This window comes from Bacillus sp. AFS012607 (assembly GCF_002558005.1).
Lineage (GTDB): Bacteria > Bacillota > Bacilli > Bacillales > Bacillaceae_G > Bacillus_A > Bacillus_A thuringiensis_S.
The window spans coordinates 156,930-175,263 of record NZ_NTVM01000009.1; the positions used below are offsets into that span (position 1 = coordinate 156,930).

Genomic DNA, 18,334 nt, shown 5'->3' on the forward strand with positions numbered 1-18,334 from the left:
AACGTCTATTTTACGACAATTCTAAAAATACAAACAAACATACGTAACAAGGAGGAACTTTATGAAAAAAGAAATACCTTTTGGAATAGCGATTATCCCTATTATCATTACCGTTGCAGTTATGATGGTTACAATTGTTGTATTAAAACAAAGCCCTCACGTTCCACTTATTATCGGTACAACCGTTGCTTCTATTGTCGCTTGGCGTTACGGTTACAAATGGAATGATCTTGAAGAAGCAATGTATAAAGGGATTCGTCTTGCATTACCCGCTATCGTCATTATTATTCTTGTTGGCTTAACAATTGGTGCTTGGATTGGCGGTGGAATTGTCGCAACGATGATTTATTACGGTTTAAAACTTTTAACTCCATCACTATTTTTAGTTTCCATTACTGTCATTTGTTCTATCGTTGCATTAGCGATTGGTAGCTCTTGGTCTACAATGGGTACAATTGGTGTTGCTGGAATGGGAATTGGCCTAAGTATGGGAATTCCAGCTCCAATGGTTGCTGGTGCCATTATTTCAGGCTCTTATTTTGGCGATAAAATGTCACCGCTTTCAGATACAACTAACTTAGCCGCAGGATTAACAAATACAGATTTATTCGCACACATTCGTCATATGTTATTTACTACAGTTCCCGGTTTAATTATTACTCTTATCGTATACGCGGTCTTAGGAAGAAGCTTCGGCGCTAACAATATTGATGCGAAGAGCATCGATCAAACGTTACAAGTATTGCAACAAAACTTTGTTATCTCACCTTTCCTACTCATTATACCCGTAGCCGTTATGGTATTGGTCGCTAAAAAGGTTCCTGCCATACCAGCCATTCTCGTCGGTATTATTTTAGGATTCTTATCACAAGTCTTTATTCAAGGTGGTTCTGTCTCAGCATCTGTCGGTGCACTCCAAGCTGGATTTGTTATAGACACTGGAAACAAGCTAGTAGACGAACTATTTAACCGCGGTGGCTTAGATTCGATGATGAATACAGTCTCTATGACAATTGTCGCTATGACTTTCGGAGGAGTATTAGAACATACAGGTATTCTTCGCTCAATTGTAAATCAAATTTTAAAGTTAGCGAAATCAGCAAAAGGGCTTATCGCTTCTACTATCGCATCTTGTTTTGCAACAAACCTTACTTGCTCTGAACAATATATTTCAATTGTTGTCCCTTCAAGAATGTACGCAAATGCATACACAGAAAAAGGACTACATTCAAAAAACTTATCCAGAGCATTAGAAGATGGCGGAACATTAACTTCTGTCTTCGTTCCTTGGAATACGTGCGGTGTATTTATTCTCGCTACACTTGGCGTAGGTGCATTTGAATATGCTCCTTATGCTATTTTGAATTTCATCGTACCTATTATCTCAATCATTTATGGTATAACAGGTTTCACAATTGTAAAACTATCAGACATTGAAAAAGCAGAACTGCTAAAGAAACAAAAAGCTCAACTAGAAGCTTAAAAATAGCGGTAAATTCAGTTCATATAGTGCGCGAGGTCGCCCTTGTTGATAGGGCATTTCCTCGCCGCAAATATGAGCATACCCGTAATCAACTAATTTCTTTAACAACCTTTCTGTCGATCTTCGAGTCACTTGTAAGTACTCAGAAAGGTCAGCTGCTGTAAATTTCAATGACGGATGCGATTGACTAAATTGAATAATTTTTGACAAGTTGGCCGGACTAAGCTTCGTTTCCTTCGCTATTTTCATTAGTTCCGGATTATCATTTTTCAAACTTTGTACTCTCTGTTCTTTCGGGAATGGACCAAACAAATCTTTATCACTTGTTAGTATATAAAAACAACGATCTATTGGATTATTCTTTGCAAAACTTTGAGCAATTTTTGCATTTTGCTCCGCTTCTTTCACGGTTTTTCCATAACCAAATCCAATAGCTATCGTTCCTTCTACACTCGCAAACAAGTTATCTATCGCATTTGTTTTAATAATTGATTCGATATCACCACGAGTTGTATACAAAATGCATGTCATTTCATCCACTTGTTTAAATGAACCACGTAGTTCTTTTGAAATGACATCTAGTTTTTCAAGCAAACTCGTTCGTAATTCTAAGGACGAAATAATACAAGTACCAACAGTAGCTGAATAGCTTTTTGCTAACTCAGCTTTTATTTTTGCATCTTTTAGCCCATGTATAATGGATTGTGCTGGATCAATCATACGCTCTGAAGGAACACCCATTTTTTGAAGCTCGTCGTAAACAGCGTGAATACTAGTTAAAGCTAAATGAGCTTCTCCAGATTGATATTTAGCTACATGAAAATCGATAACTCTATTTATTTCATCTTTACTCCACAGCATATTTTCATAATCCAACACTTGCGGACTTTCTTTTATACCGATATCATGGAACACATTTGTAATAAACGAGCGGTCTACTAAATCGATGGAAATGTTATGTGGTTGAATACTTTGATGATACATGATAGAAAGAATGGAAGATGCGACAGTTGTCTCGTCTTGCTGTAAGTATGTACTTGGAATTCGTAATTGTTCTCTTACTTCTTTTGCCATATAATAAGGTAAAGCACCTGAGAAAAAGATGACATCACAAGGCTTTAGACACTTTAATAGTTCAGAAGATTCTGCCGGATGAAGGTAAATATAGGAATCAATTTCTATTCCTTCTAATTTTTGAGCAATAGGAAAAAGGTTATCCATAAACTCCTTTGAACCGACAACTGCAATTTTTATCATCATTTTCTCTAACTCCTTATCATTAATTAACGACTATTTAACGTCAACTATATCAAATGTATAAAACTATTGTAAAACAGGAAGGAGTTTCTATTCAATGAAAATTACAGCTATTCATCTTTACGCAATTCGTTTACCGCTTCGCAGTCCGTTTGTTATTAGTTATGGCTCTTATTCTGATATGCCCTCTATTATCGTCAAAATGGAAACAGATGAAGGTATTATCGGTTACGGTGAAGGCGTTGCTGATGATCACGTCACAGGTGAATCATGGGAAAGTACTTTCCATACTTTAAAACATACGCTAACCCCTGCTCTAATCGGGAAAAATCCAATGAATATCGAAAAAATACACGACATGATGGACAATACAATTTACGGTGTTCCAACAGCGAAAGCCGCAATTGATATTGCTTGTTTTGATATAATGGGCAAAAAACTAAATCAACCTGTATATCAATTAATTGGTGGGCGCTATCATGAAGAATTCCCTGTCACTCACGTTTTAAGTATTGCCGATCCTGAAGATATGGCTGAAGAAGCTGCTTCTATGATTCAAAAAGGTTACCAATCTTTCAAAATGAAAGTTGGTACGAATGTAAAAGAAGATGTGAAACGTATTGAAACTGTACGAGAACGTGTAGGAAATGACATCGCTATTCGCATTGATGTAAACCAAGGCTGGAAAAATAGCGCGAACACATTAACAGCACTGCGTTCATTAGGACATTTAAACATTGACTGGATTGAACAACCTGTTATCGCGGACGATATTGATGCCATGGCTCATATTCGTTCTAAAACAGATCTCCCGCTTATGATTGATGAAGGACTAAAAAGTTCTCGTGAAATGCGCCAAATTATTAAATTAGAAGCTGCCGATAAAGTGAATATAAAACTAATGAAATGCGGCGGCATATATCCAGCTGTAAAGCTCGCTCATCAAGCTGAAATGGCCGGCATTGAATGCCAAGTGGGATCAATGGTCGAATCCTCTGTTGCCTCTTCCGCAGGATTCCATGTCGCTTTCTCAAAGAAAATCATTACGAGCGTAGAGCTAACAGGACCATTAAAATTCACGAAAGACATTGGAAACTTACATTACGATGTACCATTCATTCGCTTAAACGAAAAGCCGGGACTCGGCATTGAAATAAACGAAGATACACTACAAGAACTAACCGTCTTTCAAGACGTTGTACGCTAAAGGAGGACTATCATATGACGGTTCTATACGAAGGAACATTAAAACAAAATAACGAATCATTTCACGTTACATTACTATCACTAGAGCACATCGAACAAATTTTATCACTACAAAACATTGTAGTTGAAGCACTAGAAGATAAAAGTCGTTTACAACCACTCTCACAAGAAGAATTTCAATACATTCTAAAAGGAAACGGCATGATGATCGGTGCTTTTATCGAAAACGAACTCATCGCATTTCGCGCTCTACTCGTCCCGCCTATCGATGATGAACATTTAGGGCTTGATATTGGTTTGCCAGAAAGTGAACTACACCGCGTCATCTATCAAGAAATCTCAAACGTTCATCCGAACTGCCGAGGAAATGGTATGCAAAAAATATTAGCAAACGTCATCATGGACGAATTGCAAAAAGAAGATAGCAAATATGATTATGTATGCTGCACCGTTGCTCCTTTTAACATCCCGAGTTTGAAGGATAAATTTGCGCAAGGGATGGAGATTGCTGTGTTGAAGGAAAAATATGGTGATAGTCTGCGGTATGTTTTTGTGAAGAAATTGCGCGGAGATAATGAAAGAGATTGGACGGATGTTCAAAGTATTCTAATGAGTGATGCTAGTGGACAGCAGGCTTTGCTTTCGGAGGGGTATCGTGGGTATGAGATGGAGAAAGTTGATGAAGAATTTGTTGTGAAGTTTGGACGATAATCTATATACTCGAAAAGAGGAGATGTCCCTTGTGGCATCTCCTCTTTTCGATTTGTTGAACAATCCTGTAGTAAATGAAATTATATCAACGATTTTTCGAATATATCTATCAAAACTCACAATATATCAACGATTTTTAAAATATATCTATCAAAACTTACAATATATCAACGATTCGACAAGAAATATCGATTTACCGACAAAAATTGATATCCCTTCCTAAACCGTCATCTTCCAACTAGATAAAGCTAACCAGTTCTCCATTTCCTTATAATCAGGCATTATCTTCCCGACAAGACGCCAAAAAGAGCGATCATGATTTAAATGAACCATATGACACATTTCATGAACGACTACATAGTCAATTACTCGCTGTGGTGCCATTGCTAGCTTCCAATTGAATGTTAGTTGTAAATTCGAATCGCAAGTACCCCAAGTACGACTACTATCTGTAATACGAATAGAACGTGGTTTTGTTTTGAAATTACTTTGATGCGCTTTAATACTCTTCTCTACTAAAGATTTACACTGCTTATAGTAAAATCGTTTTAAAGCTTGCTGTATTTTCTCATCCTTTAGCTCTTTTACATAAATATGTAACTTATCCCCTTCAAAAATCGCATTGTCTTGCTCAATGCTTGCATCTTGGGAAATCTGTATCGGATACGTATTCCCTAAATACAAAAAGCCCTCTCCTTGATCATAATCCTTTTCCTGTGGTCCATGCGCTCGCTCCGCCATTTCCTTACGAGTTGTCTGAATCCAATCCCACTTCTCCTCTAGCAACTGGACTAAGTATTCAACAGGTGTCCCTTTCGGAGCCTGCACTTCCACATTTCCATACGAATCTACAAAAAGACGCACGGACTTTTTCTTCTTATAAGTTATATGAAAATTAATTGTCTCACCTAAATATGTATGTACCATTTCATCACCTAGCGTATTATTTTACAAATAAAAAAGAGTAGGATACAAACGTCCTACTCTACCTATTATATCATTTACTGCTTTAACGAACTCATTATCCTCTATACTTTACACCTAATCCCTTAATGAAATTCCTTGCGTATCTATCGCCGCACTCTTTGTAATTTTTATGACCTTTTTTTCTTAATAGAGCGCCTAACTCTCCTTTTGTTACCGTAACGCCTACGCTATCTAATATATCAAGTACATCCTCACTCGTTAAAGATAGTGCGATTTTCATTTTCTTTAGAAGAAGGTTATTGGCACTCTCCTTACTCTGTACAGGTGCAGGCTGCCCTGGTTTCGGATCTTGCTTTCCTCTTTTTAAAGTAATAAATCCATTGAAAAATGCCTCTAACATCATCATATCGCGTGTTTTTACGTACTCATCTTCGATTACATCCGCATCTTCAGCTTCATGCTGAGGAGCTCTCTTTATTTTTGTAAGCATATCAACTACGTCTTCTTTCGTTACTTCCATCCCGCCGAGTTTAAAGATTTCCACCATATCTATATCTCTTATATCTAAAGCGTATCGTACTCTTTTTAATATATCGTTGTTGCTCATTGCCATTGGGTTTCCTCCTGAAATGTTGATTATTTATTCAGCAGTTAAAGTTTATCCTATAACGTGCTTTAAATTATCATGTTTAAATCTAACCTTTTAGTTATTGTCCGCTAAATTAATACTTTAACATTTTAAAGATATGTTTTATAGTCTTACCCGAACTTTTCTCTATCATTGTATCTACAGAGCTCTTACGTGTTTTTTATATGCCTTTAAAAAGATTTCTCTCTTAACATTAACTAAAAGAAAAAAACAGTGCTTTGATTTCTCAAATACACTGTTCTTTTCCAGCTCTACGCTTATTTTCAACTCACTCATGTCATACACTACATATGAAATGATTTAACTGCTTAAAAGTTAAACCGTCTCACTATCCTGAGCAACACCAACACTATCCTCAAACTTATCCAACAAAGCACGCACCTCATTGGTCGATTTCGTACTCATCAATTGATTTCTCAATTCCGCAGCTCCTGGGAAGCCCTTCACATAAATTTTGAAGAAGCGGTGAAGCCCTGTGATTGAGCGTGGCAGTACTTCTGCATATTGATCTTGTAAATCCAGCTGTAGTCTTAAAAGATCTAGATGTTCTTTACTGCTATGCTCTCTTGGCTCTTTTTCAAACGCAAATGGATTTTTGAAGATGCCTCGCCCGATCATTACGCCATCAATGCCGTATTTTTCAGCAAGTTCCAGTCCCATTTTACGATCAAGGATGTCTCCATTGATTGTTATTAACGTATTTGGTGCGATACGGTCACGTAATTTTTTAATTTCCGGAATTAGTTCCCAATGCGCATCTACTTGGCTCATTTCTTCTCTTGTGCGTAAATGAATAGAAAGGTTCGCAATATCTTGTTTGAAAATGTGCGTTAACCAATCTTCCCACTCGCTTAACTCTTTAAAGCCAAGTCTTGTTTTTACGCTGACAGGTAGTCCGCCTGCTTTTGCAGCTTGAATAAGTTCTGCTGCAACGTCTGGACGTAGAATAAGACCACTACCTTTTCCTCTTGATGCTACATTCGGTACAGGGCAGCCCATATTAATATCAATGCCTTTAAATCCTAACTCTGCCATACCAATACTCATTTGACGGAAATATTCAGGATTATCTCCCCAAATATGTGCCACCATTGGCTGTTCATCTTCTGTAAAAATTAAACGACCACGTACACTTTTCATACCTTCTGGATGACAATAGCTATCTGAGTTTGTGAACTCTGTAAAGAATACATCTGGACGACCAGCCTCACTTACTACGTGACGGAAAACAACGTCTGTCACATCTTCCATTGGTGCAAGTACGAAAAATGGTCGTGGTAATTCACGCCAAAAATTATCTATCATTTCAAATTCAAATCCTCTCACTATGAATACAATTTCAAAATCTCAATTTATAATTTGTGAAAATCAGCAATATTTATTTTAACTAAAATCGCTTATGAATGGTATTTTTGTAAACCAAAAAGCAGATGATATAGATTTTCCTATATCAACTGCTTTCCTATTATACTAACTTAAGCCAAGCCACACACTCCACATGAGTCGTATGCGGGAACATATCAACAGGCTGTACTTCCTGTGTTTTATATCCGCCTTCTTCTAGTACTTTTAAGTCACGTGCTAATGTTGCTGGGTTACACGATACGTATACGACGCGGTTTGGCTTCATGTCGATGATTGTGTTTAGTAATGCTTCGTCACAGCCTTTACGCGGTGGATCTACGACCATTGTGTCGGCGATTACGCCTTCTTTGTACCATTTTGGAATGACTACTTCTGCTTCTCCTACGCCAAATTCAGCGTTTGTCATGTTGTTTAGTGCTGCGTTTCGGTTTGCGTCTTCGATTGCTTCTGGGACGATTTCAACGCCGTACACTTTTTTCGCTTTTTGCGCTAGGAATAACGAGATTGATCCGATTCCGCAATAGGCATCGATTACTGTTTCGTTACCATTTAATTTTGCGTATTCTAACGTTTTATCGTATAGCACTTTCGTTTGTTCTGGGTTTACTTGATAGAATGAACGTGCTGAAATCGCAAATTTAATGTCACCGATAAAGTCATAAATATATTCTGATCCGTACAGTACTGTCGTTTTATCTCCGAAAATTACGTTTGTACGCTTCGTATTTACGTTTTGAACGATTGATTTTACTTCTGGGAATTTTGCTGCAATTTCTTCAACGATTGCTTTTTTGTTTGGCAATTCCGCTGTACGCGTAATGAAGACAAGCATAATTTCCCCTGTTACTTGTCCGTAACGAGCCATTACGTGACGAAGTGTTCCTTTGTTACGCTCTTCGTTATACGCAGTGATACCGTGCTTTTCACAAATACGTTTTACTTCTTGAATTAATGTATCGTTTTCTTCTGCCTGAATTAAGCATGATTCCATATTAATGATGTCATGCGTTCCTTGGCGATAGAAACCAGCTACAAGCCCACCTTCACGTTCTCCGATTGGTACTTGTGCTTTATTGCGGTATACCCACGGGTTCTTCATGCCAAGTACAGGATGAACAGGAACATCACCTAGTCCTCCGATACGCTGCATAACGTCACGTACTTGTTTTTCTTTCGCTTGTAATTGTCCTTCATAAGTTAAGTGCTGAAGCTGACAACCGCCGCACTGATTATATACTGGGCATTCAGCATCTTTACGATATGGACTTTCTGTATGAAGCTTCATTAAACGACCAAATGCAAAGTTTTTCTTCACTTTAATAATTTTAATTTGCGCTTCTTCACCTGGTAATCCGTTTTTAACGAAAATAGGATAGCCCTTTACTTTCGCAACACCGGCACCATCATGTGTTAAATCTTCAAATACTACATCTATAAACTCGTTTTTCTCAACTGGTGGCGTCATTTTAGTACTCATTTTCCGACCTCTCTTTTTCATAACACTGCGTTACATTTTATCATACTTATATGGTCTTTTTCTATTGGAAGAAAAAAAGCTATTGACGATACTTCTCTGTTAATGTTACGCTACTACTAATTTAATACGGACGATGTTACCTCATATATACTTGATAATATGGATCGAGAGTTTCTACCCGGCAACCTTAAATTGCTGGACTATGGGGAAAACTAATGAATATTAGCCTATGCGTAAAAAAGGACTCATATTGATTAGCTTTCTCTCATAGATGAAAGTGAATCCATATGGGTCTTTTTTTATTTTTATTTTTCTAAAAGGTCAGACATCTTACGTATGACATAAAACCTCGTTCTTTTATTTTTAGTAATATAACGAACGTTTTATGTACAAACTTTATACGAACTTCTGAAAGGGGCAACTACATGCAATATGTAATGAGCATTATCGGTATTCTTGCCGTGTTAGGTTTATGTTTTGCTTTGTCAAACAACAAAAGTAAAATCAACTTCCGTGCAATTGCAATTATGATTGGTTTCCAAATTTTAATCGGTTGGTTTATGTTTGCTACAAAGATTGGTCAACAAATCATTATTTTCATTAGTAAAGTTTTCAACAAACTAATTAAACTTGGTACGACAGGTGTCGATTTTCTCTTTAATGGAATTCACAGAGATTTTGTCTTTTTCTTAAACGTATTATTAATTATCGTATTTTTCTCAGCACTACTTTCAATCTTTAGTTATTTAGGTGTTTTACCATTCATCGTTCGTGTTGTCGGCGGTGCAATTTCAAAAATTACTGGTTTGCCGCGCGTTGAGTCATTCCACGCAGTAAACTCTGTATTCTTCGGTTCAAGTGAAGCGTTAATCGTCATTAAAAACGATTTACAGCATTTCAATAAAAATCGTATGTTTATCATTTGTTGTTCTGCGATGAGCTCCGTTTCTGCTTCTGTTACAGCATCATACGTAATGATGTTAGATGCAAAATACGTACTAGCAGCTCTTCCGCTAAACTTATTCTCAAGCTTAATCGTTTGTTCGTTATTAACACCAGTTGATACGAAAAAAGAAGATGAAGTGATTCAAAAATTTGATAGAACTCTATTCGGAGACAGCTTTATCGGCGCAATGATTAACGGTGCGCTTGATGGTTTAAAAGTAGCTGGTATCGTTGCCGCATTAATGATCGCCTTTATCGGTGTGATGGAAGTTGTAAACTACGTAATTAGTGCAGCTTCAGGCGCAATGGGACATGCTGTTACTTTACAACAAATCTTCGGTTACGTACTTTCTCCATTCGCATTCTTAATGGGTATTCCAACTCAAGATATTATCCCAGCTGGTGGTATTATGGGTACGAAGATTGTTTTAAACGAGTTTGTAGCAATCCTTGATTTAAAAGACACAGCTACAACATTAGCTCCACGTACAGTTGGAATCGTTACAGTATTCTTAATTAGCTTCGCAAGTATTAGCCAAATTGGTGCAATCGTTGGTACAATCCGTGCCCTTTCTGAAAAACAAGGAAGCGTTGTTTCTAAATTTGGTTGGAAAATGCTATTTGCATCAACACTTGCTTCTATTTTATCTGCAACAATCGCTGGATTGTTTATTTAATAAAAAATCACCTTACTTTAACGAGTAAGGTGATTTTTTTGATTCTTTATGAAATCGAACGGAATTCGACTACTTCCTCGTTACTAATAAGTTTTCCTTCGTGTATGCCTTTTACTGAAATAACCATAACAGATTTATCTTCTCCTTCAAGCTTTCCTAAAGAGAATAAATAGATTAAATTTTCTTTTTGTAACATCCATTGTTTTCCATTTACTCGACCTAATATTCTTTTTTCTGAAGATGGCTTTATTTCTCCAACATACTGACATTCTCCAAAAGAAGTTTTTATTATATTCTTCTCTGTATCAATTACTAGATGCTGGAATAGTTCTAGGTTTCTACTTGAAACAATTTCAATTTCATGGTTACTTTTTTGCTTAAATTGAAGTTTTCCATCACTTGTATTAGATAAACTACTATTCTCAACGGCGTTTCTAAAAAAGTTATATTCTTCTTCTGTAATACCAAAGTTAGGATGATACGGCTTCACCTGTTTATCTATATGCCCTGATATGTAGTTTACGTACCACTCTTTATCATTCTTCACATGATCACTCATCTTTTTAGTAATAACCTCTACTTTTTTACGTGTATCACGATCCATCTCTAGTGTCATAATATCCGCCGTCACTTCCGCATTCATAAGATGCGATGGAATATACTCTTCCACACTATTCGCTTTACTCACTTCACTTTGGCAACCAACTATAAATAGTGATATGAAAAAGATATATATTATTTTTTTATATTTCATTTCTATTCTCCACTCCATACATTATTCTTACTTAGTTTTATAGCGGTTTTTATTATAGTATAAAATCTTTATATTTTAATAAAATCCATATCTGTATGCAAAATTGCATATCAATAAGTCTTCTTCTTACTTTAAAATTAGCTTAAATTACTTTCCAAATTATACAAATAACAAGCTTAAAATGTTATAATTTTCAAAAAACATTGGAGGATATTATGAAAGCCCACGCAATTTTCGATTTCTTACATTTACTAGTCTTAACGCTGAAAAGCTATTATGTATGGGGAATGCCTATCTATGTCTTCATTATTCCTCTTATCTTTGTAGTTGGTTATATCATTATTAATTCTAATAAGAAACAAAAAAATACATCTATTCAAAGTCACTAATCTATTACCTTAATAGCCTCCTAAAAATCATATTCCCCTCATTTTCTTCAAATGATATGATGAACAAGGGTATATCCCCACCACTCTTATAGCGGTGGGGATTTTAATGTCAATATGCAACATACTACACAATAGAAGGTGATTTTCATGAGAAAATACGCAGCAATTGCTTTATGTACGTCTGCCATTCTAGCAGGCTGCAATACTAGCAATGTAAGCCAAGAACCTAAAAAAGAGAAAAAGGTTCAAGAAGTAGCTAAACAAAAAGAGACTGTACAAGAACAAGGTAAAATTTCTTATACTCCCATCACATACGAATCTACAGACACTACTATTCATATGACAGATATAAAAGATAATTTAACTGAAGTACAATATAAAATTTGGCGCACAGCTGATGGCAAGGAAAGTGCTAAATCTTTTTCTTCTAAAGAAAAAGAGAAGCAATTCACACTTCCTTTTGATATAAAGGAATTTGAAGGAAAACGCGGTGAGTTCCAAATTGAAGCAACAGGAATGAAAGAAGATGGGAAAACAATCCCGCTTACGAAATCTACTATTACTTTCGAACAAAAGGTTCCTGTTCTTATGTATCACGCAATTGATGATTATCATGGTCAAGGTATTAAAGACTTATTCGTATCACCAGCTAACTTTGAAGCACAAATGAAACATTTAAAGGACAATGGTTATACGCTGTTAACGTTTGAACGCTGGGGCGATATAAATAAAGTAAATAAGCCGATTTTCGTTACATTTGATGACGGTATGAAAAATAATATGAATGCATTTCGCGTTTTACAAAAGCTAAAAGATGATACTTTTAAACCGGCAGCAACAGAATATATGATTGTTGATAACGTTGATGTAGAAGGAGCATTGTCTACTTCTGAAATAAAAGAAATGGTTGATTCCGGCATTTTCTCGGTGCAATCTCATACTGCAACACATGCAGACTTACCGAAAATTACAAACTATGAGGAAGAGTTAAAAGGTTCAAAAGAAAAACTAGAAAAAATAACAGGTAAGCCTGTTATCGCGATTGCTTATCCATTCGGTCATGTAGATGATAAGGTTGTTACAGAAACGAAGAAGTATTATCAATTTGCGACGACGACAAAGCCTGGGCAATTCATTACGAAGGGTGAACCTGATGAATTGTTAAAGATGAAGCGCGTTCGTATACACCATACAACGACTGTAGAGCAGTTTGCTTCTTCAATTAAGTAAATATAAGGGCTCAATACATTTTGAGCTCTCTTTTTACTTTATATTTATATATATTTTTAGAATTTTCTTGTATTATATATAGTAAGAAATCTTTCAAATTAAAGGAGATTATACATATGTCATTTGAACAAACGTTAGAGAAATATGCTGCTCTTGCAGTTAATGTTGGTGTTAATATTCAACCTGGACAAACTTTATCAATTAGTGCACCTCTTGAAGCTGTACAATTTGTACGCCTCGTTACAGAAAAAGCATATAAATCTGGTGCAAAACACGTATATGTAGATTGGAATGATGAGACGTTAACACGCTTAAAGTTCGATCTAGCTCCTGAAGAAGCTTTCGCTGAATTTCCATCTTGGAAAGCACATGCTCGTGAAGAATTAGCAAAAGAAGGCGCTGCATTTATGTCTATCTATGCAGAAAACCCTGATTTATTAAAAGGTGTAGAAGCATCGCGTATTGCAACAGCTCATAAAGTAGCTGGAGAAGCAATGAAAGTATACCGTGATTACGTACAAGCAGATAAAGTAAGTTGGTGTGTCATTTCTGTTCCTACGAAAGAATGGGCTGCGAAAGTATTCCCTGACGTAGCGCCAGAAGAACAAGAAGCAAAGTTATGGGATGCTATTTTCAAAGCTACTCGTGCTGATTTAGAAAATCCTGTAGAAGCATGGAAAGAACATGATGAAACATTACATACAAAAGTGGATTACTTAAACGAAAAGCATTATAAAGCTCTTCACTATACAGGTCCTGGAACAGATTTAACAATCGAACTTCCAGAAAAACATGTATGGGCTGGTGCTGGTAGCTTAAATGAAAAGAACGTACCATTTATGGCTAATATTCCAACTGAAGAAGTATTTACAATGCCACTTAAAACAGGTGTAAACGGCCAAGTTTCTAGTACAAAACCGTTAGTATTTGCAGGTAATATTATCGATAATTTCACGTTAACATTTGAAAACGGGCGTATCGTAGACTATAAAGCTGAAGCTGGTGAAGAAGCTTTAAAACATTTAGTAGAAACAGATGAAGGTTCTCACTTCTTAGGAGAATTAGCTTTAGTACCTCATGACTCACCAATTTCAAACACAAATGTTTTATTCTACAATACACTATTTGACGAAAATGCATCTTGCCACCTTGCAATCGGAAATGCTTATGCATTTAACTTAGTTGGCGGAAAAACAATGTCTAAAGAAGAACTTGCTGAAAACGGCGCAAACGCTAGTATCACACACAACGACTTCATGATTGGATCAGCTGAGCTTGATATTGACGGTATTACTGCTGATGGCAGACATGAGCCTATCTTCCGTAAAGGTAACTGGGCGTTTTAAATTTATTACCATAAAGAAACACATTGGATAATCCAATGTGTTTCTTTATTTATTTGGTTTCAATTCAAATTTTATCGTTCTATTTTCATGCGTAAACTCCGGTCTATATGTAGCGATATACGTATTTTCTTTCGCTACGTCAAATAGCATGATATCTTGAATTTTTTCATCTGGTGCTAACTTTTTACTAATAAAGCTATCAGGGTTATTATATTCTTTAAATCTTGTACCTTTCTTATCGGTAATCTCAAATTCATAAAATGCAAAAGGTATTTCCTTTTTACTATTATTTTCCACTTTGAAAATAACCCCCAAAATCTCTTCTTTCTTTTTATCCTCATCATAATCCGGATATCCTAATTCAACTGAATCGATAGTTACTTGCAAACCATCTACGTCTACTGTCTCCCCTATTTTATACACTTTATCTTGAACATCTTCTTGTTTACTTTCATTACTATCTTTAGTCTCAGTGCAAGCACTTAAACTAAAAGCTATGCCAAAAATTAAAACAATTTGACTCACCTTTTTTAACATACTCTTTCCTCCACATAAGACAATATTTCATATGTATCATAACAAAACGCTTTACTCTTTCTTGTCATATTTTGTCGTATTAATTGCTAACTGCACAAATAGAAAAAAGCTATCTTCTACAAAAGATAGCTTTCATGATGCCGATGAAACCTTAAGCCCAATGACACCCAAAACAATAAAGAGAATACAAAATGCTTGGAATAAGCTAATATGCTCTTTAAAAAAGTACACACTAATGATTGTAATAAGTAACGTTCCAACGCCAGACCAAATGGCATAAGCAATACTTAAATGAATCTTTTTAACGACGATAGCAAACACGCTGAAACAAATTCCATAAAATACGAAAATAAGTACACTTGGAACGAGCTTTGTTAAACCATTTGATAGTTTCATCGCAATTGTTCCAGCCACTTCAAAAATAATTGTAACAAGTAATAATAGCCAATATACCATACTAGAATCTCCTTCTCTGTTACCTTATAGAGATTCTAGTATACTACTTATAGTCCTAATGAAATATATTTAATTTCTAAATATTCCTCGATGCCGAAATGGCCTCCTTCACGGCCGATACCACTTTCTTTAAATCCACCGAATGGTGCTTGTGCAACTGATGGAAGACCATCGTTTAGACCAATAATACCGTACTCTAGCGCTTCACTAATTTGGAATGCTTGGCTAATGTCTTTCGTGAAAATATACGCAGCTAAACCGTATGGTGTATTATTTGCACGTTCAATTACTTCATCAACTGTTTTAAATTTCGCAACTGGTGCCACTGGCCCAAATGTTTCTTCATTCATACAAAGCATCGTATCATTTGCCAACCCAATTACAGTCGGTTGAATGAAATGTCCCTCTAACTCTGCGACCTTTTGACCACCATATAAAACTGTTCCACCTTTTTGAATAGCATCTTCAATATGTTCTTGTACTTTTGAAACTGCATTCTCATCAATAAGTGGCCCGACAGTCGTTCCGTCACCGAAACCGTCTCCTACTTTCAACTGCCCTACTGCCTTTTGGAACTTCTCTACAAATACTTCGTATACTTCTTCTTGAACGAATACTCGGTTTGTACATATACACGTTTGTCCTGCATTACGGAATTTCGAACCAATCACCGCTTCTACTGCTTTATCTAAATCTGCATCATTCATTACGATAAACGGAGCGTGTCCCCCTAACTCAAGCGAAACTTTTTTCATCGTTTGCGCCGCACTAGCCATTAACTCTTTCCCGATTTCCGTTGACCCTGTAAAGGACACTTTTCGAACGCGACCATCTTCCATCCATGTATCAGCAATTGCTTTTGCACTACCTGTTACGATATTGATTACGCCCTTTGGAATATCTGCTTCATGGGCTAATTCAGCTAATTTCAATGCAGTTAATGGCGTTTGACTTGCTGGTTTCACAACGGCTGTACAGCCTGCTGCAAGCGCTGGGGCTACCTTTCTCGTAATCATAGCAGCTGGGAAGTTCCAAGGTGTAATAGCTGCCATAACGCCAACTGGTTGCTTCATAACTAAAATGCGCTTATTCGGATGAGAAGCAGGAATCATTTCACCGTATACGCGTTTCCCCTCTTCTGCATACCATTCAACAAAACTGTTTGCATAATTTACTTCACCAAGCGCTTCTGCAAACGGCTTTCCTTGTTCCTTCGTCATAATCGCTGCGATCTCTTCTTTATTTTCATCAATAAGCGTAAACCACTTTTTTAACTTCGTGGCACGATCTGCTGCCGTTAACTTAGACCACGTTTTAAAAGCTTCATGTGCAGCATCAACAGCTTGCTTTGCCTCTGTTACTCCGCCTTTTGGTACAGTTGCAAATATTTCCTTCGTCGCAGGATTATTTACTTCAATTTGTTCTTGTAGTGTAATCCACTCACCATTTATATACATCGCCTTTTTATCTATACTTACGAAAGTCGCCTTTTTATCCAATGTTTTCTTCCTCCTCTATGAACTTCTTAATTTTCCTAGTAGCAGCAGATTGACTAATTTGCAAAAACTCAGCCACTTTATAACTTGATCCATACGTTTTATACGCTTTAAGAATAATATTTCTCTCTACCTCTTCCAGCATTTTATAAAGGCTTTGCCCCGATTGTTCAACTGCAGCCTCTTGCATAGAGAGTGGCAAATCCTCTACCGTTACAACATCATCGACAGTAATAACAATTCTCTCAATTACATTCTCTATCTCTCTATTGTTTCCTTCCCACGGATATCCGACAAACATTTGTAATGTACCCGGTGCTAGTTTCACATCACGTCCGTACTTTTTATTAAAGTGCTGCAAGTAATGATAAATAAGCGGTAAAATATCTTCTGTTCTTTCCCTAAGCGGGGGAATTGCAATTGGAATGACATTCAGACGATAGTATAAATCTTTCCGAAATGTTCCTTGTTTCACCATCTCGCTTAAATCTCTATTTGTTGCCGCCACAATTCGAACATCTACTTTTTTTAATTCTCTTCCGCCTATAGGACGAAATGTTTTTTCTTGCAATACTTGCAAAAGCTTCGCTTGAATTTCAAGCGGCATTTCACCGATTTCATCTAAAAAAAGAGTTCCTTTATGCGCGGATTCTAATAGTCCCTTTTTCCCTTCACGATTCGCACCTGTAAAAGATCCACCTGAATATCCAAAAAGCTCCGATTCAATTAAATTAGTTGGTAATGCCGCACAATTAATTTCATAGAAACTTTCATGCTTACGGTGACTCACTTCATGTAAATAGCGTACTAATCGACTTTTTCCTACTCCAGTCTCGCCTAAAACGAGAACAGTACTATCCACTACAGATACTTTTTTGATTGTATCGACTATTTTTTGCATAGCTAGACTTTTAAAAATAAGTCCTTCATGCTCATATGTTTCTCTTAATTCTTTTTTATATGTTTTTAGCTGATTATCCATTTCCTCTACCTTTTGACGTAATTGATAGAGTTCAGTAAGGTCGCGAGAATAACTAATCACTCTTCTTAAATTTCCCTCATCATCAAAAACAGGCCTTGTACGAACGTGTAAATACTCTCCTGATTTTGTAGTTTGAACGAGTTCAATTGGCCTCTTTTTTTCAATCACTTCTAATGTCGCTGATGGATAAAAGATTCCATCCTTTTGTAGTTCTTTTACATGCTTACCAACTAACTCTTCTGCAGCTAGTTGGTAGTGCCTTTCACATGTACTATTTACACGTACAACGATCCCTTGCTCATCTGTAACAAAAATTTCGTCAAACGCATATTCAAATACATCTTTTAAATCCATTAACACTCGTTCCTTTTCTGCAACCATCCTAGCCACCCCTAACTTCAAATCCATCGATCCACTTCACTATCTTTATTATAAAGTGAATTTTCT

17 protein-coding genes and 1 riboswitch are annotated in these 18,334 nt (G+C 36.4%); of the genes, 7 read left to right on the plus strand and 10 right to left on the minus strand.

Annotated elements, in window-relative coordinates:
• The first annotated feature begins 61 nt into the window (after window positions 1–61).
• The gene (nhaC, locus tag CN409_RS09980) at window positions 62–1,483 is read left to right on the plus strand and encodes a Na+/H+ antiporter NhaC (protein ID WP_000711513.1); all 1,422 of its coding nucleotides are present in this window, start codon (window positions 62–64) and stop codon (window positions 1,481–1,483) included.
• Here the strand turns inward: nhaC and CN409_RS09985 are convergent.
• Window positions 1,472–2,743, minus strand: coding sequence for a transcriptional regulator (locus CN409_RS09985; protein WP_097980823.1), 1,272 nt, complete (start codon window positions 2,741–2,743; stop codon window positions 1,472–1,474). The genes nhaC and CN409_RS09985 overlap by 12 nt on opposite strands.
• Window positions 2,744–2,837: 94 nt before the next feature.
• Between CN409_RS09985 and CN409_RS09990 the strand changes: the two genes are divergently transcribed.
• Together CN409_RS09990 and CN409_RS09995 are read left to right on the plus strand one after the other, a co-directional pair.
• A complete protein-coding gene (locus CN409_RS09990) occupies window positions 2,838–3,947 on the plus strand; it encodes a mandelate racemase/muconate lactonizing enzyme family protein (RefSeq protein WP_097980824.1) in 1,110 nt (369 codons plus the stop codon).
• 14 nt (window positions 3,948–3,961) lie between these two features.
• Entirely contained in the window at window positions 3,962–4,657 is a 696-nt protein-coding gene (locus CN409_RS09995) for an N-acetyltransferase (RefSeq protein ID WP_086389659.1), read from the plus strand.
• A gap of 219 nt (window positions 4,658–4,876) precedes the next feature.
• Here CN409_RS09995 and CN409_RS10005 read toward each other — a convergent pair whose 3' ends face one another.
• From CN409_RS10005 to rlmD, 4 genes are all read right to left on the minus strand, one after another.
• Window positions 4,877–5,584 carry a M48 family metallopeptidase gene (locus CN409_RS10005; RefSeq protein WP_000233754.1) on the minus strand — a complete coding sequence of 236 codons (708 nt, stop codon included), beginning with the start codon at window positions 5,582–5,584 and terminating at the stop codon, window positions 4,877–4,879.
• A 94-nt stretch (window positions 5,585–5,678) separates the two neighbouring features.
• Window positions 5,679–6,197 (minus strand): YehS family protein, encoded by a 519-nt coding sequence (locus CN409_RS10010; RefSeq protein ID WP_097980825.1) that lies wholly within the window; start codon window positions 6,195–6,197, stop codon window positions 5,679–5,681.
• A gap of 351 nt (window positions 6,198–6,548) precedes the next feature.
• Window positions 6,549–7,538 (minus strand): tRNA dihydrouridine synthase, encoded by a 990-nt coding sequence (locus tag CN409_RS10015; protein WP_000566714.1) that lies wholly within the window; start codon window positions 7,536–7,538, stop codon window positions 6,549–6,551.
• 160 nt (window positions 7,539–7,698) lie between these two features.
• Entirely contained in the window at window positions 7,699–9,075 is a 1,377-nt protein-coding gene (gene rlmD / locus CN409_RS10020; RefSeq protein ID WP_000105037.1) for a 23S rRNA (uracil(1939)-C(5))-methyltransferase RlmD, read from the minus strand.
• 121 nt (window positions 9,076–9,196) lie between these two features.
• Window positions 9,197–9,298: riboswitch (purine riboswitch) on the plus strand.
• A gap of 202 nt (window positions 9,299–9,500) precedes the next feature.
• On the opposite strand from rlmD, the gene CN409_RS10025 reads away from it, so the two are divergent.
• Window positions 9,501–10,697, plus strand: coding sequence for a NupC/NupG family nucleoside CNT transporter (locus CN409_RS10025; RefSeq protein ID WP_001200491.1), 1,197 nt, complete (start codon window positions 9,501–9,503; stop codon window positions 10,695–10,697).
• Between the two features lie 46 nt (window positions 10,698–10,743).
• Here the strand turns inward: CN409_RS10025 and CN409_RS10030 are convergent, their stop codons facing one another.
• Window positions 10,744–11,451, minus strand: a complete 708-nt coding sequence (locus CN409_RS10030; protein ID WP_000875605.1) for a hypothetical protein — start codon at window positions 11,449–11,451, stop codon at window positions 10,744–10,746.
• A gap of 215 nt (window positions 11,452–11,666) precedes the next feature.
• On the opposite strand from CN409_RS10030, the gene CN409_RS31745 reads away from it, so the two are divergent.
• From CN409_RS31745 to CN409_RS10040, 3 genes are all read left to right on the plus strand, one after another.
• Window positions 11,667–11,840, plus strand: coding sequence for a hypothetical protein (locus tag CN409_RS31745; protein WP_000643592.1), 174 nt, complete (start codon window positions 11,667–11,669; stop codon window positions 11,838–11,840).
• Between the two features lie 147 nt (window positions 11,841–11,987).
• A complete protein-coding gene (locus CN409_RS10035) occupies window positions 11,988–13,070 on the plus strand; it encodes a polysaccharide deacetylase family protein (protein WP_001233739.1) in 1,083 nt (360 codons plus the stop codon).
• Between the two features lie 116 nt (window positions 13,071–13,186).
• The gene (locus tag CN409_RS10040; RefSeq protein ID WP_086389761.1) at window positions 13,187–14,416 is read left to right on the plus strand and encodes an aminopeptidase; all 1,230 of its coding nucleotides are present in this window, start codon (window positions 13,187–13,189) and stop codon (window positions 14,414–14,416) included.
• A 45-nt stretch (window positions 14,417–14,461) separates the two neighbouring features.
• Here the strand turns inward: CN409_RS10040 and CN409_RS10045 are convergent, their stop codons facing one another.
• The 4 genes from CN409_RS10045 to CN409_RS10060 all read right to left on the minus strand — a co-directional run bounded on the left by CN409_RS10045 (window position 14,462) and on the right by CN409_RS10060 (window position 18,268).
• Window positions 14,462–14,953: a DUF4352 domain-containing protein gene (locus tag CN409_RS10045; RefSeq protein WP_000915102.1), complete on the minus strand. Its 492-nt coding sequence runs from the start codon at window positions 14,951–14,953 to the stop codon at window positions 14,462–14,464.
• Window positions 14,954–15,085: 132 nt separating this feature from the next.
• Window positions 15,086–15,409, minus strand: a complete 324-nt coding sequence (locus CN409_RS10050; protein ID WP_000263262.1) for a DMT family transporter — start codon at window positions 15,407–15,409, stop codon at window positions 15,086–15,088.
• A gap of 47 nt (window positions 15,410–15,456) precedes the next feature.
• Window positions 15,457–16,908 (minus strand): NADP-dependent succinate-semialdehyde dehydrogenase, encoded by a 1,452-nt coding sequence (gene gabD, locus CN409_RS10055; RefSeq protein ID WP_000358137.1) that lies wholly within the window; start codon window positions 16,906–16,908, stop codon window positions 15,457–15,459.
• Complete coding sequence (locus tag CN409_RS10060; RefSeq protein WP_000225147.1) at window positions 16,901–18,268, minus strand: sigma-54 interaction domain-containing protein; 1,368 nt, start codon at window positions 18,266–18,268, stop codon at window positions 16,901–16,903. Before CN409_RS10060 ends, gabD begins: the two co-directional genes overlap by 8 nt.
• Between the last annotated feature and the right edge of the window lie 66 nt (window positions 18,269–18,334).

What these genes read in the sequence shown, in the direction of transcription:
- nhaC (WP_000711513.1), top strand. Translation starts at nt 62, where the DNA reads ATGAAAAAAGAAATACCTTTTGGAATAGCGATTATCCCTATTATCATT.
- CN409_RS09985 (WP_097980823.1), bottom strand. Translation starts at nt 2,743, where the DNA reads ATGATGATAAAAATTGCAGTTGTCGGTTCAAAGGAGTTTATGGATAAC.
- CN409_RS09990 (WP_097980824.1), top strand. Translation starts at nt 2,838, where the DNA reads ATGAAAATTACAGCTATTCATCTTTACGCAATTCGTTTACCGCTTCGC.
- CN409_RS09995 (WP_086389659.1), top strand. Translation starts at nt 3,962, where the DNA reads ATGACGGTTCTATACGAAGGAACATTAAAACAAAATAACGAATCATTT.
- CN409_RS10005 (WP_000233754.1), bottom strand. Translation starts at nt 5,584, where the DNA reads ATGGTACATACATATTTAGGTGAGACAATTAATTTTCATATAACTTAT.
- CN409_RS10010 (WP_097980825.1), bottom strand. Translation starts at nt 6,197, where the DNA reads ATGGCAATGAGCAACAACGATATATTAAAAAGAGTACGATACGCTTTA.
- CN409_RS10015 (WP_000566714.1), bottom strand. Translation starts at nt 7,538, where the DNA reads ATGATAGATAATTTTTGGCGTGAATTACCACGACCATTTTTCGTACTT.
- rlmD (WP_000105037.1), bottom strand. Translation starts at nt 9,075, where the DNA reads ATGAGTACTAAAATGACGCCACCAGTTGAGAAAAACGAGTTTATAGAT.
- CN409_RS10025 (WP_001200491.1), top strand. Translation starts at nt 9,501, where the DNA reads ATGCAATATGTAATGAGCATTATCGGTATTCTTGCCGTGTTAGGTTTA.
- CN409_RS10030 (WP_000875605.1), bottom strand. Translation starts at nt 11,451, where the DNA reads ATGAAATATAAAAAAATAATATATATCTTTTTCATATCACTATTTATA.
- CN409_RS31745 (WP_000643592.1), top strand. Translation starts at nt 11,667, where the DNA reads ATGAAAGCCCACGCAATTTTCGATTTCTTACATTTACTAGTCTTAACG.
- CN409_RS10035 (WP_001233739.1), top strand. Translation starts at nt 11,988, where the DNA reads ATGAGAAAATACGCAGCAATTGCTTTATGTACGTCTGCCATTCTAGCA.
- CN409_RS10040 (WP_086389761.1), top strand. Translation starts at nt 13,187, where the DNA reads ATGTCATTTGAACAAACGTTAGAGAAATATGCTGCTCTTGCAGTTAAT.
- CN409_RS10045 (WP_000915102.1), bottom strand. Translation starts at nt 14,953, where the DNA reads ATGTTAAAAAAGGTGAGTCAAATTGTTTTAATTTTTGGCATAGCTTTT.
- CN409_RS10050 (WP_000263262.1), bottom strand. Translation starts at nt 15,409, where the DNA reads ATGGTATATTGGCTATTATTACTTGTTACAATTATTTTTGAAGTGGCT.
- CN409_RS10060 (WP_000225147.1), bottom strand. Translation starts at nt 18,268, where the DNA reads ATGGTTGCAGAAAAGGAACGAGTGTTAATGGATTTAAAAGATGTATTT.